The sequence below is a fragment of the uncultured Methanospirillum sp. genome (assembly GCF_963668415.2).
In the GTDB taxonomy this organism is placed as follows: domain Archaea; phylum Halobacteriota; class Methanomicrobia; order Methanomicrobiales; family Methanospirillaceae; genus Methanospirillum.
In genome coordinates this window covers 791,677-810,212 of sequence record NZ_CAXXDL010000001.1, presented here as the reverse complement: position 1 = coordinate 810,212, position 18,536 = coordinate 791,677, and the positions used below count along the sequence as shown (strand labels likewise).

Annotated in this window: 16 protein-coding genes; 13 read left to right on the top strand and 3 right to left on the bottom strand. The window is 47.4% G+C overall.

All coding sequences use genetic code 11. From position 1 onward, the window contains the following. The first annotated feature begins 1 nt into the window (after position 1). Positions 2-757 (top strand): heparan-alpha-glucosaminide N-acetyltransferase, encoded by a 756-nt coding sequence (locus ACHZA2_RS03740; RefSeq protein ID WP_319578584.1) that lies wholly within the window; start codon positions 2-4, stop codon positions 755-757. 24 nt (positions 758-781) lie between these two features. On the opposite strand, the gene ACHZA2_RS03735 is transcribed toward ACHZA2_RS03740, so the two are convergent. Together ACHZA2_RS03735 and ade are read right to left on the bottom strand one after the other, a co-directional pair. Then, positions 782-1,543 (bottom strand): tetratricopeptide repeat protein, encoded by a 762-nt coding sequence (locus ACHZA2_RS03735; RefSeq protein ID WP_319578583.1) that lies wholly within the window; start codon positions 1,541-1,543, stop codon positions 782-784. A 65-nt stretch (positions 1,544-1,608) separates the two neighbouring features. Further along, the gene (ade, locus tag ACHZA2_RS03730) at positions 1,609-3,276 is read right to left on the bottom strand and encodes an adenine deaminase (RefSeq protein ID WP_319578582.1); all 1,668 of its coding nucleotides are present in this window, start codon (positions 3,274-3,276) and stop codon (positions 1,609-1,611) included. Between the two features lie 243 nt (positions 3,277-3,519). On the opposite strand from ade, the gene ACHZA2_RS03725 reads away from it, so the two are divergent. The 12 genes from ACHZA2_RS03725 (at position 3,520) to ACHZA2_RS03670 (ending at position 16,654) form a co-directional block, all read left to right on the top strand. Then, on the top strand, positions 3,520-4,419 hold the full coding sequence (locus ACHZA2_RS03725) for a hypothetical protein (RefSeq protein ID WP_319578581.1): 900 nt from the start codon (positions 3,520-3,522) through the stop codon (positions 4,417-4,419). 8 nt (positions 4,420-4,427) lie between these two features. Continuing rightward, positions 4,428-4,916 carry a hypothetical protein gene (locus tag ACHZA2_RS03720; protein ID WP_319578580.1) on the top strand — a complete coding sequence of 163 codons (489 nt, stop codon included), beginning with the start codon at positions 4,428-4,430 and terminating at the stop codon, positions 4,914-4,916. A gap of 15 nt (positions 4,917-4,931) precedes the next feature. Next, entirely contained in the window at positions 4,932-5,414 is a 483-nt protein-coding gene (locus ACHZA2_RS03715; protein WP_319578579.1) for a hypothetical protein, read from the top strand. 58 nt (positions 5,415-5,472) lie between these two features. Next, a complete protein-coding gene (locus ACHZA2_RS03710; RefSeq protein ID WP_109968305.1) occupies positions 5,473-6,243 on the top strand; it encodes an ATPase domain-containing protein in 771 nt (256 codons plus the stop codon). Positions 6,244-6,245: 2 nt separating this feature from the next. Next, a complete protein-coding gene (locus ACHZA2_RS03705; RefSeq protein ID WP_319540094.1) occupies positions 6,246-8,108 on the top strand; it encodes a type II/IV secretion system ATPase subunit in 1,863 nt (620 codons plus the stop codon). A 13-nt stretch (positions 8,109-8,121) separates the two neighbouring features. Then, on the top strand, positions 8,122-9,723 hold the full coding sequence (gene flaJ, locus ACHZA2_RS03700; protein WP_319578578.1) for an archaellar assembly protein FlaJ: 1,602 nt from the start codon (positions 8,122-8,124) through the stop codon (positions 9,721-9,723). Positions 9,724-9,725: 2 nt separating this feature from the next. Next, entirely contained in the window at positions 9,726-10,799 is a 1,074-nt protein-coding gene (locus ACHZA2_RS03695; RefSeq protein ID WP_319578577.1) for an MFS transporter, read from the top strand. 32 nt (positions 10,800-10,831) lie between these two features. Next, complete coding sequence (locus ACHZA2_RS03690; protein WP_319540097.1) at positions 10,832-11,653, top strand: CheF family chemotaxis protein; 822 nt, start codon at positions 10,832-10,834, stop codon at positions 11,651-11,653. Positions 11,654-11,721: 68 nt separating this feature from the next. Further along, positions 11,722-12,087, top strand: a complete 366-nt coding sequence (locus tag ACHZA2_RS03685; RefSeq protein ID WP_109968301.1) for a response regulator — start codon at positions 11,722-11,724, stop codon at positions 12,085-12,087. Between the two features lies 1 nt (position 12,088). After that, positions 12,089-13,117 carry a chemotaxis-specific protein-glutamate methyltransferase CheB gene (cheB, locus tag ACHZA2_RS03680; protein WP_319578576.1) on the top strand — a complete coding sequence of 343 codons (1,029 nt, stop codon included), beginning with the start codon at positions 12,089-12,091 and terminating at the stop codon, positions 13,115-13,117. A 3-nt stretch (positions 13,118-13,120) separates the two neighbouring features. Further along, positions 13,121-16,132, top strand: coding sequence for a chemotaxis protein CheW (locus ACHZA2_RS03675; protein WP_319578575.1), 3,012 nt, complete (start codon positions 13,121-13,123; stop codon positions 16,130-16,132). Positions 16,133-16,150: 18 nt separating this feature from the next. Continuing rightward, entirely contained in the window at positions 16,151-16,654 is a 504-nt protein-coding gene (locus ACHZA2_RS03670; RefSeq protein ID WP_319540100.1) for a chemotaxis protein CheD, read from the top strand. Between the two features lie 22 nt (positions 16,655-16,676). Here the strand turns inward: ACHZA2_RS03670 and ACHZA2_RS03665 are convergent, their stop codons facing one another. Continuing rightward, the gene (locus ACHZA2_RS03665) at positions 16,677-18,431 is read right to left on the bottom strand and encodes a tetratricopeptide repeat protein (RefSeq protein ID WP_319578574.1); all 1,755 of its coding nucleotides are present in this window, start codon (positions 18,429-18,431) and stop codon (positions 16,677-16,679) included. Positions 18,432-18,536 lie beyond the last annotated feature (105 nt).

Here is an 18,536-nt window from a genome sequence, read left to right as displayed (position 1 = left end):
GATGACAAAAGCCCCGGTGCGTGCCAGGTATGTTGAACTGGATGCAGCCCGGGGAGTTGCCATCTGCATGATGGTGATATTCCATCTCGTTTTTGATCTCTCCTTCTTCTCGATCTATCTAGTTGAGACATCACATGGTTTCTGGCGGCTGTTTGGATACATGACCGCCGCCCTGTTTGTGCTCATTGCCGGAGTTGCGGTTGCACTTCGTGCAGGAAGAACTCCCCCATCTATTGCAGGGTTTACTCGTGCCCTCCCATTTTTTAGAAGAGGCATTTTTCTTATCGGGGTCGGACTTCTTGTCACTGTTGGGACCTGTATCTTCCTGCATGGAGAAGGATACGTGCTCTTTGGCATCCTGCAGCTCATTGGGACCTCAACGATCCTCGCCCCACTCTTCTTCAGGCTTGGAAAAAAAACAGTAATTCCGGGCATCATAATTCTCCTTGCCGGATGGATGATCACCCTCCCGAACGGCCCAATCTGGTTGTTATGGGCTGGCATTCACCCGGTTGACTATATCTCCGTGGATTACACACCACTGATTCCCTGGTTTGGTGTGTTCCTCGTGGGTATGGCAATGGGGGCATGGTTGTATCCTAATGGCCTTCGTTCGTTCTGGTTGCCGGTATGGGTTGAACAGATGTTTCACATTCCATCCATTCCGGGAAGATATTCACTCATTATCTATCTGGTACACCAGCCGGTGCTGCTGCTCATCCTGTCTGGACTATACGGAAAAATACCTGGGATATAAAATCCCGGAAACAGATCTAAAGGGTTACCTTCTGAATGATATCGCTGCTGCTGCACCTATCACTGACAGTATAACAATTGCTGCCGGCAGAGGAGTTTTTTTGCCTGCTGATTGAACCGGAGCAGATGAAGTAATGTTTGAGAGGTTCTTCTCCACTGCCTTAAGCCGGTCTTTTGCCATCGTGAGATTTTTGTCCAGATCGACCGCATGCTTCAGAACATCAGCAGCACCAGTGAGGTTTCCAGTCTTTTCATAGACAGTTCCGAGATAATACCACCCGATTGCACTCTTTGGGTCAGATCTTGTTGCCCTCTCAAGAGCATCAGCGGCCCCGGTATAATTCTGCTGTTCATATCTGACGACCCCTATGTTGCGCCAGGCAATTGTCATGTTTGGATTGAAACTGATTGCCTTCTCATACGCTGCTATCTCCTCTGACTTATTTCCAAGCATTCCAAGTGTGTAACCCAGATTGTACCATCCTTCAGAGTCTGTTGAGTTCAGGCGGGTTGCGTTCTCCAACGCTGCCTTTGCTTCTGTATATCTCTTTTGTGTTGTAAGTGTCAGACCCAGATTGTTCCAGGCATCAGACATGTTTGGATCCATACTGACTGCAATCTGGTATTCACGGGTTGCGTTATCCACAATACCAAAACTATAGAACGCATTTCCCATCTCAAAGTGGTCTCTGGCAGTTTTCAGAGTAGTATCGGAATCTGCCAATACCTGGCCGGACACGAACAGGATAGAGATACTGATCAAAAGCAGCAGGATTATTTTTCGCATAATTTATCTGTAGAAAGTTGAAGTGAATGAGGATAAGGGTGCCGGGTTAGCCAGTCCACTCTCTGTTATGTTTCGCCATCATCAATGAACAGGGGAACATGTGCAAAAGTTTTGCAGTCAAACACTCCTCCTGGGGTAATCCGCAGGGCTGGTATCACTGTCAGTGAGAGAAATGAGAGATACATAAATGGATTTGTGATGGCACCGATCATATCAGTCATCGTATTGAGCTGTGTTAACTGCTCAAAAACTCTGGAATATGGATCCTCGGACATCAGACCTGCGCCGGATAATGGCAGAGTTGTAGAGACTCCGTCGTGAACACAGACCATCCCTCCCCGGTGTCTGATAACTTCACGACAGGCCTGAAGGATCTCTTCATCTGAAGTTCCTGCTGCAATGACATGATGTGAATCATGTGCTACACTACCTGCGATAGCACCTTCTGTTAATTTCAGACCATGCACAAGCCCGGTACCCACCCTGCTGTTATCGTACCTTGAGGCTGCCACAACCTTGAGTATATCCCTGCCTGGGTCAATAAACGATTCTCCTGATATTTCATATGTAAGCGATTCGGTAGCAATCTGCCCAGGAATAATCCCGATAACCCGGGCAATCCCCTCCCCTCTGATCCGAATCTCTTCTACTGTAGGGACACGTGATCTGAACAGGTACTCGCAGGCTGGTGGAGGCAGGTAGGGAAGATCCCTGATCTCCTTTCCCTGTTTAAAGGTCCTGATCACATTACAGGAGTTTACATCGTCAATAACACAGAAGTCTGCAAGCCTGCCCGGAGTGAGGGCTCCACGATCATGTAATCCAAATCGTTCAGCTGGTGAGAGGGTCGCCATGCGGTAAGCGAGTTCGGGTTCAAGACCTGATGCAATTGCTTTTCTGATGCAGTCGTCGATGTGACCTGTTTCGACTAACATGTCTGCATGCCGGTCATCTGTACAGAATGAACACCGGTCTGCGGTGTTGGCAGAGACGATCGGAAGAAGAGGTTTTAGATTCTTCTCCGTTGAACCTTCTCTGATATACAAATACATCCCCGCCCTTATCTTTTCAAGACCTTCTTCTAATGAGATTGTCTCGTGATCTGACTGAATGCCTGCCGCTATATACGCCTGAAGATCCGGACCGGTAAGAAAAGGGGCATGACCTTCACGGATAACTGACAAAGCGAGTTTCCTGATCACCTCAGGATCCTGATTCAGTGTTCCTGGCACGTTCATCATCTCTCCAAGTCCTATGACACCTTCCCTGCCGATGAACTCAGCAAGATCTTCAGCCTTCAGTATCTCAAATGATTCATCAAGTGGCGTTGCAGGAACACAGGAAGGAAGAGTAAAGAGAAGATCAAGAGGGGAGTCTTTCCGGGTTGAAAGCATGTATTCAATACCTGCCATTCCGCAGACATTTGCGATCTCGTGAGGGTCTGCAATCACGGTGGTAGTTCCGTGCATAAGCACAACCCGGGCATACTCGACAGGGGTGAGCAGTGAACTCTCAATATGTACATGGGCATCGATCAACCCCGGAATAACTGCCATCCCGTGAAAATCAAGTTCATGCACTCCCTGGTATTTACCTATACCTGCAACCCTGCCGTCCTGAATTGCGAGTGAATTCTCCTCCCATTCCCTGATGAAGGGATTGAAGATATGAGCGTTGGTAACAACCAGATCAGCTGGCCTGACGCCTCGTGCGACATCGATTATTGTTCTCATCTCATTGTACCAAGAATGATTTTACTATCGGCAGAGTTCTGTGCCTGATCGCATTTAAAAATATATCATTTACACTCGGTTTTGAAGGGTATTGTGTGGTGGTAAAATCATGACAGATCATGACATAATTGAACTTTGAAGATCTCTGGAATAATTCTGAATTTTAATAAAATCTTTTTATAATAATCCTTATTTTTCAGGTCCTAACTATTAAATATCTCAGATAGTAACTGATAGATCACTATGGCAGTCAACCAGGCGCAGGTCGACAGCATCATCTCGTCAGCGTCTTCGGAAGATCCGGAGATTCAACTTCTTAAGCTGAGGGACGAGGTAGAACTGCTCAAGACCTCGATCAAGCGCCTGCTCATAGACATTCGTGAACGAATGAACGATGCGGAAAACCCGCTTGTTCAGGCCCTCAAAGGTAACCCGGTGGAGTTTGTGGGGCAGCATGCCTCAACACCAACTCCAATGGAGGGGTACATCGATGATTATGACGAGGAACCAGCGGTTGAAACGATATCGGAGAGCAGTTCAATGAGTGATGAACCTGATATGATGGAGTCGGCCGGAGGAGCCGGACCTATGGACAGCGGGGGGCTGTCCATGGGAGGCAGTGGAAACCAGATGGCAGGAGTATCTTCTGCTCTCTCTTCACTCGCTGCAGAAAAGGGAATGCTTGAATCATTACGGAACCAGTTATTTGCAGAACCTGCCCAGCGTGATCAGACCAAACCCAAAAAGCCGCGTGAGAAGGTGAAAATTCAAAAGGTATACAGCCTGTTCGAGTGGACATCCAGTAATGTCAAACGGTACGGGCATGATCGTGTTGACCTTATGCTCGAATCATACAAAGAGATGGGCCACATATCAGATGATCACTGCAAACAGGTCAAGGATATTGCGCGTTTAATGGCCCCATCTATTGGAGAAGTTCATGAGATGAAGGCGGATGAGTTTGTTCTCGCATTGTACGAACTGAACCGCATTCTGCAGCCTGAGGATCCGGGTCTTGACCGTGACATGCTTGATGTCCTGATTGAGAAGCGGAAGGTCTCTGCTCCTGCAGGCAGACTTGAGGATGCAGAGAACCTCAGCGAAGACGACTCGGAATTTGAATATATTCCAACCCGCGAGTAATCTGAACAATGGCTGGAGAAGCGATATCGTCATCGATTCTTCTGATTGGGGCGGCAGTGGGGGCTGCCTTCCTGATTGCTGCGATATTGCCAGCTATCTTTTCGGCAGGTGATACCTTTGGAGCAGTATCAAAATCAGCTGAAAATAAAATGACGACTGATTTTAGAATTATCAACACGTATGCATCTGTTTCTCCATCTGCGAATGTGACGGTTTGGATGAAAAATGTTGGCGCAAATCGGCTTTCAATATATGATATTCAAAAATCAGATATCTTTTATGGAGTAAATAATGCTCAGGTTACTGATTTGTCATACCCAGATGGGTTTGGATATGGCCTGACAGATACTACTAATAACGGGTATTGGGATGTCGGAGAGACATTACAAGTGAGTGTAAAAAGTCCGGGCACGATTAATAATGGAGACCCGATTTACTTTTCATTCACTACTCCGAATGGTGTCCGTCGTTTGACCACATTCTCTACGAACATCTGATCGGAGTTACCTGATGTGGCATCATCTCTAATAACCGGGGCAGCAGCATTACTTCTGATTTTAATCGGAGGGTATGTGGTTGCTGCCGGAATTCTGATGATTGCTGAATCAACAATGAACTCTCAGATTGAGATGAGTGCTATTCAGGACTCTTTGCATCAATCACAAATTCATATCGATTCAACCACAGTTGGCTATAATACGAAATGGTGGCTTGTTGTAGATCTGAATAATACCGGCAGCACCACTTATAGAGGGTCTGATTTATCCCGATTTGATATGTATGTCTATCAGGGTATCGGGACAAAAACCTTGAGTAGGTATACAAGTGCCAGCTCCCCGGGATTCACATATGATTTTTTGAATGACAAAGTAAACAAAAATATGTGGGATCCATCAGAAACTCTTGAACTTCGCATTAACTTAACAGATGATAGGATCCCGAACTGGACCAAGGTTGTCACACCAAATGGGATCACTGCTTCTACCAATCTCTGATACCTTTAGGAATATCTATTAACCTCACTGCAGAGTAGTACTACGGGGGAATTCATACATGGCAGAACTCGATCTCTCAGCCGGCTCTGAGGGTCAGTCGGCAGATATTTCAGAGCTTCTCGGAAAGGAAGAGAAGCGGATTCTGACAACAGGAAATGCGGAGATCGATAAAAAGATCGCTGATGGACTACCGCTTGGTTCACTGATTCTCATAGAGGGTGAGAATGATACCGGGAAGAGCGTTTTTACCCAGCAGATCATCTCCGGAAGCATGCGCAATAATCTGCGTGTGGATCTCTTCTCAACAGAACTGACCACGAAGAGTTTTCTTACCCAGATGGAGTCAATGTCACTTGACATATCTGACTTCTTTGCGTGGGGATATATCCGTCTCTTTCACTGCCACCTTGTAGAGTTCAAGTGGACTCCTGATGCGATGAATGACATCCTTGAACGGATCATTATGCATGTCAAGTTCAGTAATGCTGATGTCGCAATCATCGATTCACTCACAATATTTACTGAATATACCAGTCAGGAAGCGGTTCTCTCGTTCCTGACACAGGCGAAAAACATCTGTGATCAGGGAAAGACCATCCTTATCACGATGCACAGTTATGCCTTCTCTGATGAAACCCTCACCAGGGTCAGGTCGATCTGTGATGCCCACCTTCTGATGATGCGTAAGTTGATGGGTGACAAGTATGTCATGGTCCTTGAAGTGGTGAAGGTCAGGGGTGCACGAAAGACAACGGGTAACCTGGTAAGTTTCGAAGTACACCCCGGTTATGGGATGAAGATCATCCCGGTCTCCCTGGCAAAAGTCTGATCATGGCAAGATTGATCATCCAGGGGAAGGCCCCCTTTCAGGAGGCAGAGAGTCATGACACTGAAGAGTGTCTCATAAACCCTGATTCCTGTGCTCTCTACCGTATGCTCCCTGCCAATGCCAAGGAGTATGCCAAAAATTACCCGCATCTTCTTGAATACCTTCATATATTCCCTGTGGATGAATTTGGTATTCCGCTCTTTTTTTCGGAATTAAAGCGTGATCTCAAAGGCATCAAGGATCCCAACCTGATCTATCCGGCAAAGCCACCGATCTTTATCCATATCTTCTTTGATCCGACTGATGTCAGGAATTATTATATCCCGATTGAACCGTCATTTCTTCACAATATCGGCAACCTTCTTCCGGCAATAGAGTACAGGCTCGTTGATCTTCTTGATGCTCTTGATGAGGATCCGGTCACTGCAGAAGAGAGGACTGTGGTCCTGAAAAGGCTCCTCAGACAGGTTCTTTACGTAAAAAAACCAGGGCAGGCAATAGATCCCTCACTTCTTAAAATAGAAGGGCCACAATCATTTTCTGACAAGTTCAAATCATTTCTCTCAACTGATCTGACTGCAAAAGAAGAGCCTGAAGAGAGTCATATCTTTACCGATGTTCCTCATCTGGCAGATGGAAGGATCATTGTCAGTCCTCAGGAGTTTGAAGCAATCGAGTACCAGATGATCAGGGATAAGATCGATGTCGGAGTTCTCTTCCCCTTTATCTCTGATAACTTTATTGAAGATATCACCTGTGATGGTCTGGGCCCGATCTTCATCGAGCATAAGATCTTCAAAGGTCTGAAATCTGTTGTAGGATTTGATTCAGAACCTCTTCTTGATGATTTTTGTATCAAATTAGCAGAAAAATCCAGGCGTCCAATCACCTACCGAAATCCGATTGTTGATGCGACTCTACCGGATGGGTCCCGTATCAATATTGTATACTCATCTGAGATCAGCAGGAGAGGGAGTAACTTCACCATACGTAAGGCAATGGATGATGTCATCTCCATTACCAAACTGGTTGAGTTTGGAACCTGCAGTTATTCCCTTGCAGCATATCTCTGGATCTGTATAGAAAACGGGATGTCCATGTTCATGTCTGGCGAGACTGCGAGTGGCAAGACAACAAGTATGAATGCACTTACCACGTTCATCTCACCTGAAGGGAAGATTGTTAGTATAGAAGATACACCGGAAGTGATGATCCCTCACCGGAATTGGTCACGAGAAGTTTCCAAAGGGAAAGGAAAAGGTGAAGGTGAGGGAGGGGATGTAACCATGTTCGATCTGCTCCGAGCAGCACTTCGTCAGCGCCCGAATATGATCATTGTTGGAGAGATCCGTGGAGTTGAAGGAGCAGTTGCTTTTGGTGCCATGCAGACCGGTCACCCTGTGATGTCGACGTTCCACGCTGCATCGGTAGAAAAACTTATCCAGCGTCTTACCGGTGATCCGATCAGTATTCCAAAAACTTTCATTGATAATTTAAATCTGGTGGTTATTCAGAGTGCGGTGAGAAGACCTGATGGAAGTATGGTGCGTCGTCAGCTGGCCGTAAGTGAACTTGTTGGGTATGATCCGGAGAGCGGTGGTTTCTCCTTCGTGCAGGTATTCACCTGGGACCCGGTCACCGATACTCACGAATTCACAGGGAAAGGTTCGAGTTATCTTCTGGAGAGCAAGATCGCAACAATGCTTGGTATTCCTGAACATAAAAAAGCCCAGATCTATATGGAAGTCGAAAAACGTGCCAAGATTCTTGAGCGACTTCACAAAGCCGGATACACTGATTTTATGGAACTTCATAACATGCTGACTAAGCTCAAGAAGCAAGGCCTGCTCAATATCGAAATATAAGGAATTGAATATCGTGCTAGAGAGTCTTCTGGATCGGATACGACAGTCAAATAACGGGACTATTCCGTTTGAAGGGACTGTTCAGGCCTTTCGGGCCAAGATGTATAAATTTTTTGTTGAAGACAAGATGATGGGCTCTGATCTGCTCTTCATGCTCACCTACATGGCTGCGATCATCACTGCCAATGCATCCCGACCTGAGATCTTTGCCTATACCGGAGCACGTCGTGAGTATGTCTCAACCAAGTTCATTTATCGTGCAGATATTCTGGTCAAACGATGGGGGTATAGCTATGTTGAGGCACTTGTCAATGTAGCAAAAAAGATCCAGAACGAGATGCTCTTCTCAATGGTCAACCGGTATGCAAACGCGATCGAGTCAGGGGTTCCGGATGAGGATTTCCTGACCCGTGAACTTGATACAATCCGAAATGTGTACCGGTCAACATATGAGCAGGGTCTTGAGATGCTGAAGAAATGGGGTGATGCCTATGTCTCTATGCTCTTCTCGGGCTCTCTGGTCGGCATCATCATCATGGTCTCAATTGCAATATACGCCCCAACTGATGTGCAGGGAACATTGTCTGTCTCGTATCTTATCATATTCTCAATATCGGTGCTTGGGATCACTACGATGTACAAAGCAGTCCCCGGTGATCCAAAGACCCACGGACTTCCGCAGGGCTCTCCTGAACAGAATATGGTTCATCGGATGGAGCGTAAGGTTGTCCCGATACTTGCCATAATTGTAATCTTGCTCCTGCTACTCGGGATGAATTACGGGCTCATTCTCATGCTCATCGGGATGCTGCTCTTCCCACTTGGAGTCATCGGCTTCATCGATGATGGTAACATCACACTCAGAGATGCAGAGTTTCCTACATTCATCCGCAGTGTCGGTGCAATTCAGGGTGGAAAGGGGACAACAATGGCCCCGGCACTTGCAGACATTGATAAAAAATCCTTGAAGTACCTGGAACCTCTGGTCAACGGAGTGTACACCAAACTTAACCTTGGCCTCAGTGACAAGCAGAGCTGGCAGCGGTTCATAAATGACAGCGGGAGTTATCTGATCTACAAGTACCTGAATATCTACCGTGATTCTATTCAGATAGGCGGAAAAGCTGAGAAGATCGGTGAGATTGTCAGTTCGTCCATGCTTGATCAGGTCCTTCTGCGTGAACACCGGCACACCCTGTCGATGGGTTTTATTGTTCTTCTCGTTCCTATGCACGCAATGATGGTGGGGATCTTCCTCTTTCTCTTTCAGATCCTGGTTATTATGTCTGATGCCATCACATCAAAGATGGCTACTCTTGGGGAGAGCAGTGCAGCGCTGACAGCCGGCCAGGGAGCTTCGATTGCCTCATCTGTTTCGGGAAGTCTCTTCGTGTTCGCAAACTTTGATTCAAAAGTAATCGGCACGTACGTGGTGATCACTATCACCATGCTGACGATAGCGAACATATTTGCCGGAAAAGTAGTTTATGGCGGGGATAAATCTCTAATCTACTTTTTTGCAAGTCTTCTCTGTGCAACAACCGGAATAATCTATATAATTGCCCCGATCATTATCGGAATCTTCTTCAAGATTCCCACCTTTGAAGGAGTATAAAGATGGTGCAATTAACTGACTCAACCCGCCGTCTCATCATCTTTGTTACGATAGTGCTCGGCGGTTCAATTCTCCTGATATTTGATATCCCGGTTCTTTACCTGATGATGGTCGTGATCGGACTAGCGATCGGTCTGATGGTTGCAACCGGTATGCTCATCCTCTCTGAAGTGATCAAAGATCTGCGGATACGACTTAAAAACCGAAAGCCGAAACCAAAGAAGTCAAAACCAAAGAGTGAGAAGACATCTGCATCAAAAGGTGCCGGTGGGGGTTTCTTTTCAGGCCTGATGCAAAAACTTCCAAAGATGCCGTCTCTCCCTTCTGTGAACCTTTCTCTTCCAAAGTCTTCCGGAAAACCTGATAAGAAAGAAAAGCCTGCTAAAAAGCAGAAGACGGAAGAGCCGGATGAAGCCGGAGACATATCAGGGTCTGGCTCATCTGTTTCAGGTGAATCCCGGAAAAATGAGGATAATATTGGAGATGATCTGCTTGACGGGCTGGATCTTGATGACAGTCTGGATATCGATGCTGAACTTGAGTCCGTGAATCCTGAGTTTGATTCGGTGCGGACACCCTACGGTGATACCGATGTCATGCAGGAACTTCCCTCTGAAGAACAGGTTCGCAGGATGGATATCACCACGAGCGCTGAAGAGGAGGATGTGGTGCTTGACACTGAAGAACCCTCTGATGAGATCGATGAGATCTACTCAAGTACGATAGAGATCGGATCCGATTCAGGTGGTGAGATCATCTCAACTATGGAGGGTGGTGATTCAATCAGCGGAAGTGATCTCGCCTCTTACAGTTCTTCTGAAGATACCCCCTATATGTACGGGGGAGAGGATGACTCTGGGGGAGGGGAAGAACAGTTCGAGTTATCCCAGGGCAAAGGTGGCCTTGGTGACGATGACCTGATCGCTTCGCTCAAGGCCGATATCAGCGATCTGAAGAAACGTGATGATGATGTGCTGCTCAGGGATCTCAAGGATGTCCATGTTACTGCCGAAGAACTGGCAGAAGAACTTGAGGATATCATGAAAATCATTACTAAAAAAGCAAAGAACAAATAATAGCGGCATAGATATTTCAGTACAGGGGTTCAATGGCAGAAGTTCCGGTCAAACTGGAGAAAGGCGGTTCCTGGGTTACATCAAAGATCGAGATAGCCAAGGATAGTCTCATCCTCAAGGATCCATACAATCTTGAGATCTCCTTCCGGAGTATTGTTGATCTCCAGCAACGGGGTCAGGTAGACACCCTCATCGTTACTGGTTCAGACAAATCTGAAAAGATATACAAGATTGCATCAGTCGAGAAGGTTCTGCAGGTTCTGAACAAGAAGATCATCATGGCCTGCAATGCCTACCGGCTAATGGCACACTTTATGTCACCTGCCATCAGGGGTGGTGTTCTGGTCACCAATGCGAAGTGGGAGAAGGGGGCTATAGCAGTTCTCAAGACCGGTATATGGTTTGTGAGTCAGGAGAAGATGATCTGTGTTCCGCTCAAGGAAGTTGCCAGTCTTGAACTGACCAAGCGTGAACTGCAACACAAGAAACTTGATGTGGTGAAGGTTGATCACCTTGAGAATAGTGAGGTGGTGACCTCGTTCGTACTCTGTCCGCTCTCTACACTTCAGGTCCTGTATAACTTCCTTCGTGATGCAACCAAGGAGATGGACATGAAGGGCTCCGAACTGGATCAGCTTGATGCCCAGACTGCCCAGGTTGCCATGCTCATCTACAGCGGTATGGACACGAAGTCAATTGAGAACATGCTGAGCCTCTCTGCCAAAGAACTGGACGTTATTTACGATACTCTTTTGAAGTTGAAGCTGGTCGATGTGGTGATGATCCGCAAAGAAGTACAGCTCACCCCGAAAGGGGTTAGATACATAACTGATGCATTGAAACCACCGTCATAAGACTGGCTTCAATACAAAATACTTTTACCAGTACGCAGCTTCTTAATCATAGGAGGAAGCGTTCACCTATGGGAAGAATCCTCATTGTCGATGATACCCTCTTTATGCGGACATTATTAAAAAATATCCTCTCTGCCGGTGGACACGAGATTGTGGGAGAGGCAGAGGATGGAGATATTGGTGTGAACAAGTACCGGGATCTGAAACCAGATCTTGTTACCATGGATGTTGTCATGCCAAAGATGAATGGAATTGAGGCCTTGAAAGCGATCAAGACCCTCGATACCAACGCCAAGGTCATTATGTGTACGGCGGTTGGTCAGGAACAGATGGTAAAACTGGCGATTAAAAGTGGCGCCAGAGGATACATAGTTAAGCCATTCCAGGCTCCCAAAGTCCTTGAGGAGATCGCCAACGTTCTTGGTGCATCGTAACATGATTCGGGTTCTCATCATCGACGACTCTCTCTTTATCAGGACAGTAGTACAGGATATGCTGGCCGGCGATCCTGAAATTCAGGTCGTCGGGGTTGCCTCAGATGGAATGGAGGCTCTTGAGAAGATTCGTGAGTTAAAACCAGATCTCATCACGCTTGATATTGAGATGCCCAAGCTTGATGGGATCGGTGTGCTGGAGAGAAAACGTGAGTTCTCACCATTTCCCCGCACTCTCATGCTGAGTTCTCTCACCTCTGAAGGTGCTGAGATGACCAAGAAGGCGATGTCACTTGGTGCTGATGATTTCATGTTAAAACCCCGGGGAATTAAAAATATCCGGGAAATTGGCGCTGAACTGAGATCAAAGATCAAAAACATCTGCACAATCGCCTACGTCACTTCAAAACCAGCATCGAAGGATGAGATCGCAAAAAATATCGTGCTCATAGGATCCTCTGCAGGAGGACCGCCGATGCTTGATGTGGTTGTCTCCAACCTGCCTGCGGATCTGAATGCTGCTGTTATCATAACTCAGCACATGCCAAAGGGTGGTTTTACTGCTGCACTGGCAGCACGGCTAGATCGTATCTCCCCGCTTCGGATTAAGGAGACCGAGAATGGTGACATTCTCAAACGTGGCATGGTCTTCATCTCAAAGGCTGGGTATCACACCATTGTTTCATCATACCTTGACAAGGGGGGTGTGCAGGGTGGTAAGATCGTGCATGCTGACTCTCCTCCGGTACATAATGTGAAACCAGCGGTTGACAAGACGTTTGTCTCTGCAGCCCAGGTGTTTGGTGGCAGAAGTGTCTCTGCTATCCTGTCCGGGATGGGTAATGATGGTGGAGAAGGGACTGAAGCCATAAAAAAAGCAGGAGGCATCACTATTGTCTGCAGGCAGGAAGACTGTCTGGTATACGGGATGGCCAGGTCTGCACTCCAGCGAGAAGCTGTTGATCATGTAATGCCTCTGAAAAATATTCCCGGAAAGATCGAAGAGTTTGTTAAAAGCATCTCAGGGTGATGAATGTCAGATCTTGACGCATACCGAAGCCTGTATGTTGCTGAATCACGGGAGAACCATGAAGGCATTGTCAGTAACCTTCTGATTCTTGAGCAGGGGACCGACTCTCATGCCATTGATGAGATATTCCGCTCTGCACATTCACTGAAGGGTATGTCTGCCTCCATGGGTTTTATGCACATGGAGGAGATCTGTCATGCACTTGAAGATGTATTCTCCCAGATCCGTAGTGGCAACCTGCAGGTAAGCCAGGCTCTCATGGATGATCTGCTCGCCGGAGTTGATGACATTGAGGCTATGATCGATGATGTCGAGGCTGGCGGGGACGGGCTTCTAGAACATCGCGAGGCTCGTGTTTCTGCATTGAAAGCCTGGTTATCAGGTTCGGTTGCGGCGCCGGCTTCAGGGGGAAAGAAGGATTCTGAAGAGTCAGGAGCTCCGGTCTCTCCTGAGCCTGCCGGTGACATGTACGAAAACCCAGCATATGAGTCATACGATCAGGCTGGCAATATTGAATATAACCTTCATATCGAACTCTCACCAGAAGTAGACAGCAAAAACCTGCGCTCGATGCTGATCCTTCAGAACCTGGAGAGTATAGGTGTCATCTCTGCAATTTCTCCTGAAAGAACCATAGTAGAAGATGATCCTGTATTTGAAGGGACTATCGATCTCACCCTTGTCACCAATGCAGGAAAGCAGGCAGTAGAAACAATTTTAGCGATATCTGACATCAGATCGTTTTCACTGACAGAAACAGAGTCACTCACTCAACCTGGTAATGCTGCGATATTGGCACCTGGTTCAGAGCATGAGAAGCGATATGCGATCCATATCGAACTTTCTCCTGCGGTTGACTCGAAAAATCTTCGTGCCATGCTGATTCTCCAGAATCTCGAGTCACATGGTACCCTCACAAACTTCTCACCGCGTCGTGAAGTGATTGAGGATAGTGGAACCTTTTCAGGTATCTTTGATCTTGAACTTAATGGTTCAGAGATATCTGAAGAGAGTGTCAAAGCATATCTAAAAGGATCTGACATTAAAAGTTCATCGTTCACTCCTATTCAGGAGGTATCAGGTCCGGGTCTGGCAGGTATCGGGCTGGAGGATCATCAGAACGGAACGCTTGCCCCTTCTCGTATCTCTGCTGGTGAAAAAGTCGAGAAGAAACGTGAAGTCAAGAACATCAGGGTGGACATCGATCGGCTCGACCATATGATGAATCTGGTTGAGGATCTGGTGATCAACCGTGGCAGGCTTGAGCAGATCGCCCAGGAGTACAAGATCAAGGAACTTGATGAAACCCTCAACATGGTGGGGAGATCTGTTGCTGATCTCCAGGTCATGATGATGGACATCAGGATGATTCCGCTCAACCATATCTTCAACCGGTTCCCGCGGACCGTCCGTGATATTGCAACCAAAGAGGGAAAAGAGGTTGATTTCATTGTCGAAGGTGGTGACACTGAACTTGATCGGAGTGTGATGGATGGCCTCAATGATCCCCTTCTTCACCTGATCAGAAACGGACTGGATCATGGGATTGAGCCACCTGATGTTCGTATTAAGAACGGAAAACCTCCGAAAGGGACCCTTAAGCTCTCAGCTTCACGTGACAAAGATAATGTTGTCATCGTCATAGAGGACGATGGGGCAGGCATCAACCAGGAGAAGATCAAGAAGAAGGCACTTGAGCGCGGCCTCGCAACCGAAGATGCGCTGGCTGCCATGTCAGAGACAGAGATCAACGATCTCCTCTTCCTTCCCGGCTTCTCCACTGCCGATAAGATCACCGATATCAGCGGCAGAGGGGTCGGACTTGATGTGGTCAAGACAACCATTGCCTCTCTGCAGGGAACGATCAAACTGGAGTCTGTGTTCGGGCAGGGAAGCCGGTTTGAGCTTGTCCTCCCGCCGACCATGGCAATTGTCATGGTGATGATGATCAGGATCAACAATCGCAGGTGTGCGATCCCGATCACCAATGTGGCTGAAGTGGCGAGTCTTGCAGCCTTCCCGATCCAGAACATCGGCCATGGAGAAGGGATTCTGATGCGCGATGAGATCATCGTTCTCTACCGGCTGGATGACATGTTTGGCAGGTCTCAGAATGAAGAGGTCATCGTGGTTCTGCAGAACCAGAACCGGAAGGGTGCCATCATTGCTGATCTTATTGAAGGCCAGCAGGAGGTTGTCATCAAGCCTCTCTCCAAGTTCGTGGGTACATGTGATGGAGTAAGCGGGGTCACGATTCCCGGAGATGGTGAGGTTGTTCCTGTTCTTGATGTCAAGGCGATACTGCGGGAAAGTTCAGGTCAGAAAGCAGCAAGGAAGAGTTCAGGCAGAAGGGTGAAGAAGGTCATGAAGAACAATGTGATATCTGACGTAGAGCATCTGATAACCGACATGCAAGCCGATGAACTGCGTGAACTCGGTAATATCGGCGCATCCCACGCAGCGACCACACTCTCCACTATCCTGAATACCCTGATCTCGATTCATGTGCCTGAGATCATTCTTGTGCAACTTCAGAATCTCCGGTATTATCTGGATGATGTAGCAGCAGCAATGGTTGTGTTCCAGATCCAGGGTCAGTTGGCAGGAAACGGGTACATCATCATACATATTCCAAAAGAGTCTATCATCAGACTGACGAGCATTATGCTTGGTCAGAGTGTCTCTGAAAGGGAGATCGATGATATGGATAAGAGTGCCCTTAACGAGATCGGCAACATCATGACCTCCTCATTCCTGGATGCATGTGCAACCCTGCTCTCGATCATCATGATCCCGTCACCCCCGTCCATGGTTATTGACATGCCTCATGCAGCACTTCAGACGATCATCGCCACCCAGGAGATCGATGAAAACGTGGATGAGGTGGTACTCTTCAAGACCGAACTTCAATGTGCTGAGTACAACATCAGCGCAAACATTATTCTGCTTCCCAGCAAAGGGCTGCTCAACGAGTTGTTTGCGCGAATGGACAGTGTGATCTCCACATCCGGATAATCCAGTTCAGGTTGTAGCATGACGACACCGCCGATATTAACACGGGATCAGAAAGATCTGATCATCATTGGCATTGGTGAGTGGTCGGTAGGAAGTTCGGTGATGACTTCTATCGGCCTTGGGTCATGTGTAGGTCTGATCCTTCATGATGAAGAGAAGAAGATCGGCGGACTTGCTCATGTCATGCTCCCGAAATCGAGTGGCAAACCCGGAGAGCGTGAGGGTAAGTACGCTGATACCGCGGTTACGATTCTTCTCAAGGATCTTGCAGTTAAGGGCGTTAAGAGTTCTTCATTGAAGGCGAAACTGGCAGGTGGCGCCTCTATGTTTCAGAATTTTTCAGGAAATCTCAACATCGGCGAGCGGAATGTTGATGCCTTACGTGACCTTCTCAAGGCAAACTCGATACCGATCATCAGGGAAGACATCGGTGGAACAGTAGGCCGCACAATAACCTATTTTCCAAAAGAAGGGGGACGCCTTGTTATCCGTCAGGCTGATGGCGCCATCCGTGAGATATAATCTGTTTTTACGAAAAAAAGTGTTATTGGCCCTGAGCTGAATCTTCAATAATCTTCTCAAGCATTCGCACGATCTCCTGAAGAACCGGGGGATTTGGAAGCATGAAGATGTTCAGATTGAGTTCATGCTCATCACAGAGCAGTTCGGTTCTGAAGAAGACGACATTATCGTATAGGATGTTGCTCTCCTTGATGATCAGGTCAAAGACATTTTTTGGCAGGTCAAATATTGTCCGGGGTGGAGAGGGGAGCATGATGATCCCGAGCAGTTCTGCAGTCCCGTCCAGAAATGCAGAGACCATGATATTACCGATCTCTGTGATGGCACTCTCATCCATCTCGTTCAGTTCCCGTGCCGGATCTGCAGGCATACCAAGCATGATACTTGTCATGAGCACGACAGACTCTCTGGGAACGTGCAGGATAACATATCCGGCCTTCGCCATCTGCCCTTCCATGGTAAATATGCCCATGGCAGAATTTTCCTGAGAGATCTCTGCATTGATATGTTCAAAATCCGTGATGCTGATCTCAGGAACATTCAGCATGATTGGCGTGTTCAGCATGGTGGAGAGCGTAGTTGCTGCATGAGACGCTCCGATATTTCCAAGTTCCCGCAGAGCGTCTTTCTGGTCATCGTTAAGATCGACCCTTATCCCACTGGATTGTGCCGGACTCATTTCGTTCTTCTCTCCACTTAATGGTGCACTACCTGTATGCGGTACCTGATCCTGCTCTGTTGATGCCGGTTCAGGAGCGGGCGATGCAGCCTGACCTTCGTCTATAATATCATCCTGGTACTGCATCAGGATGCTGCTGACAATATCATCACTGCTGGCGGGTGGCTGGCTTGATACAACTGGCGGAGCCTGTGGTTCCGGAGTTTTGGGTTCTTCCTTTTCAGGAATCATATCCCCAGTGTCGGTCTTCTGTCCTTTATCTGAAGATTTCCCAGAGCTCATCAGATCACTGTACTGATCAAGAATAGACCGGATCATCTCATCTTCAGACTTTGGTTTTTCCGGTGTTGCACTATCCTCCTTTGATGAGGTGGATCCGGGCATGTTCACTACTGCTTCTTTCTCTGGGACGGGAGGAGCTGACTGATGATCCTCCTCTGGTTTCACTTCTAAGCTGATAGGTGGTATCTTACCAGATGATACCAGTGGGGGGGCATCGTCCTCATGCCCCTGATGCAGATCATCTGAAGTCATTCCTCTGCATCTGTCAAGGTGTTCCTGCGCAACAGGGTCTTTTGGGAAGATGTCAAGGGCATCGGTAAAGGCACCTGCAGCTGCTGCCCACTCTTTAAGCTCTTCGTAACTGATACCTATCTTCAGGTGCGGTTCGATGAAATCAGGATGAATTCTGCTTGCCTGTTTGAAATACTGGATTGCAGCATAATAGTTGCCCTGCTTCATCTGCAGGTTTCCCCACTCAAGGTACCTGAGAAAGATCTCCTCTCCCGGCCTTCCTCGTACTTGTGGGGATGCAGTCCGCCTTTCTTCCTCCGGACTCATCAGAAGACTAAGGTTCTTCCTTGCGATCGGGTTATCAGGATCAATATCCAGTGCTGTGATGAAGCATTTCTGGGCATGCGAGAACCGGCCCATTTTTGCGTACACATATCCCAGGTTTGTTATGGCCGTAATATTTCCCGGGTCTGTTGTATATGCCCGCCTGAAATACGTTGACGCCCGCTCGTAGTCACGTCGAAGAAGAGCATCCTCCCCCCGCCTGAGAAGATTTTTCAGTTCACGCCTATTAGCGGTGTCCATAGTCGCTCAATACCCCATCCCTGTCTAATTCATTCAGGGTTCCATATCATACCGGAATCCTGATAGTAGAACTATTTGGTGTATAGATTAAATATATTGCGTAAT

Coding starts and splice junctions, on each gene's coding strand:
- cheB (WP_319578576.1), top strand. CDS start 12,089: ATGATTCGGGTTCTCATCATCGACGACTCTCTCTTTATCAGGACAGTA.
- ACHZA2_RS03725 (WP_319578581.1), top strand. CDS start 3,520: ATGGCAGTCAACCAGGCGCAGGTCGACAGCATCATCTCGTCAGCGTCT.
- ACHZA2_RS03690 (WP_319540097.1), top strand. CDS start 10,832: ATGGCAGAAGTTCCGGTCAAACTGGAGAAAGGCGGTTCCTGGGTTACA.
- ACHZA2_RS03675 (WP_319578575.1), top strand. CDS start 13,121: ATGTCAGATCTTGACGCATACCGAAGCCTGTATGTTGCTGAATCACGG.
- ACHZA2_RS03670 (WP_319540100.1), top strand. CDS start 16,151: ATGACGACACCGCCGATATTAACACGGGATCAGAAAGATCTGATCATC.
- ACHZA2_RS03735 (WP_319578583.1), bottom strand. CDS start 1,543: ATGCGAAAAATAATCCTGCTGCTTTTGATCAGTATCTCTATCCTGTTC.
- ACHZA2_RS03665 (WP_319578574.1), bottom strand. CDS start 18,431: ATGGACACCGCTAATAGGCGTGAACTGAAAAATCTTCTCAGGCGGGGG.
- ACHZA2_RS03740 (WP_319578584.1), top strand. CDS start 2: ATGACAAAAGCCCCGGTGCGTGCCAGGTATGTTGAACTGGATGCAGCC.
- ACHZA2_RS03695 (WP_319578577.1), top strand. CDS start 9,726: ATGGTGCAATTAACTGACTCAACCCGCCGTCTCATCATCTTTGTTACG.
- ade (WP_319578582.1), bottom strand. CDS start 3,276: ATGAGAACAATAATCGATGTCGCACGAGGCGTCAGGCCAGCTGATCTG.
- ACHZA2_RS03685 (WP_109968301.1), top strand. CDS start 11,722: ATGGGAAGAATCCTCATTGTCGATGATACCCTCTTTATGCGGACATTA.
- ACHZA2_RS03710 (WP_109968305.1), top strand. CDS start 5,473: ATGGCAGAACTCGATCTCTCAGCCGGCTCTGAGGGTCAGTCGGCAGAT.
- ACHZA2_RS03705 (WP_319540094.1), top strand. CDS start 6,246: ATGGCAAGATTGATCATCCAGGGGAAGGCCCCCTTTCAGGAGGCAGAG.
- ACHZA2_RS03720 (WP_319578580.1), top strand. CDS start 4,428: ATGGCTGGAGAAGCGATATCGTCATCGATTCTTCTGATTGGGGCGGCA.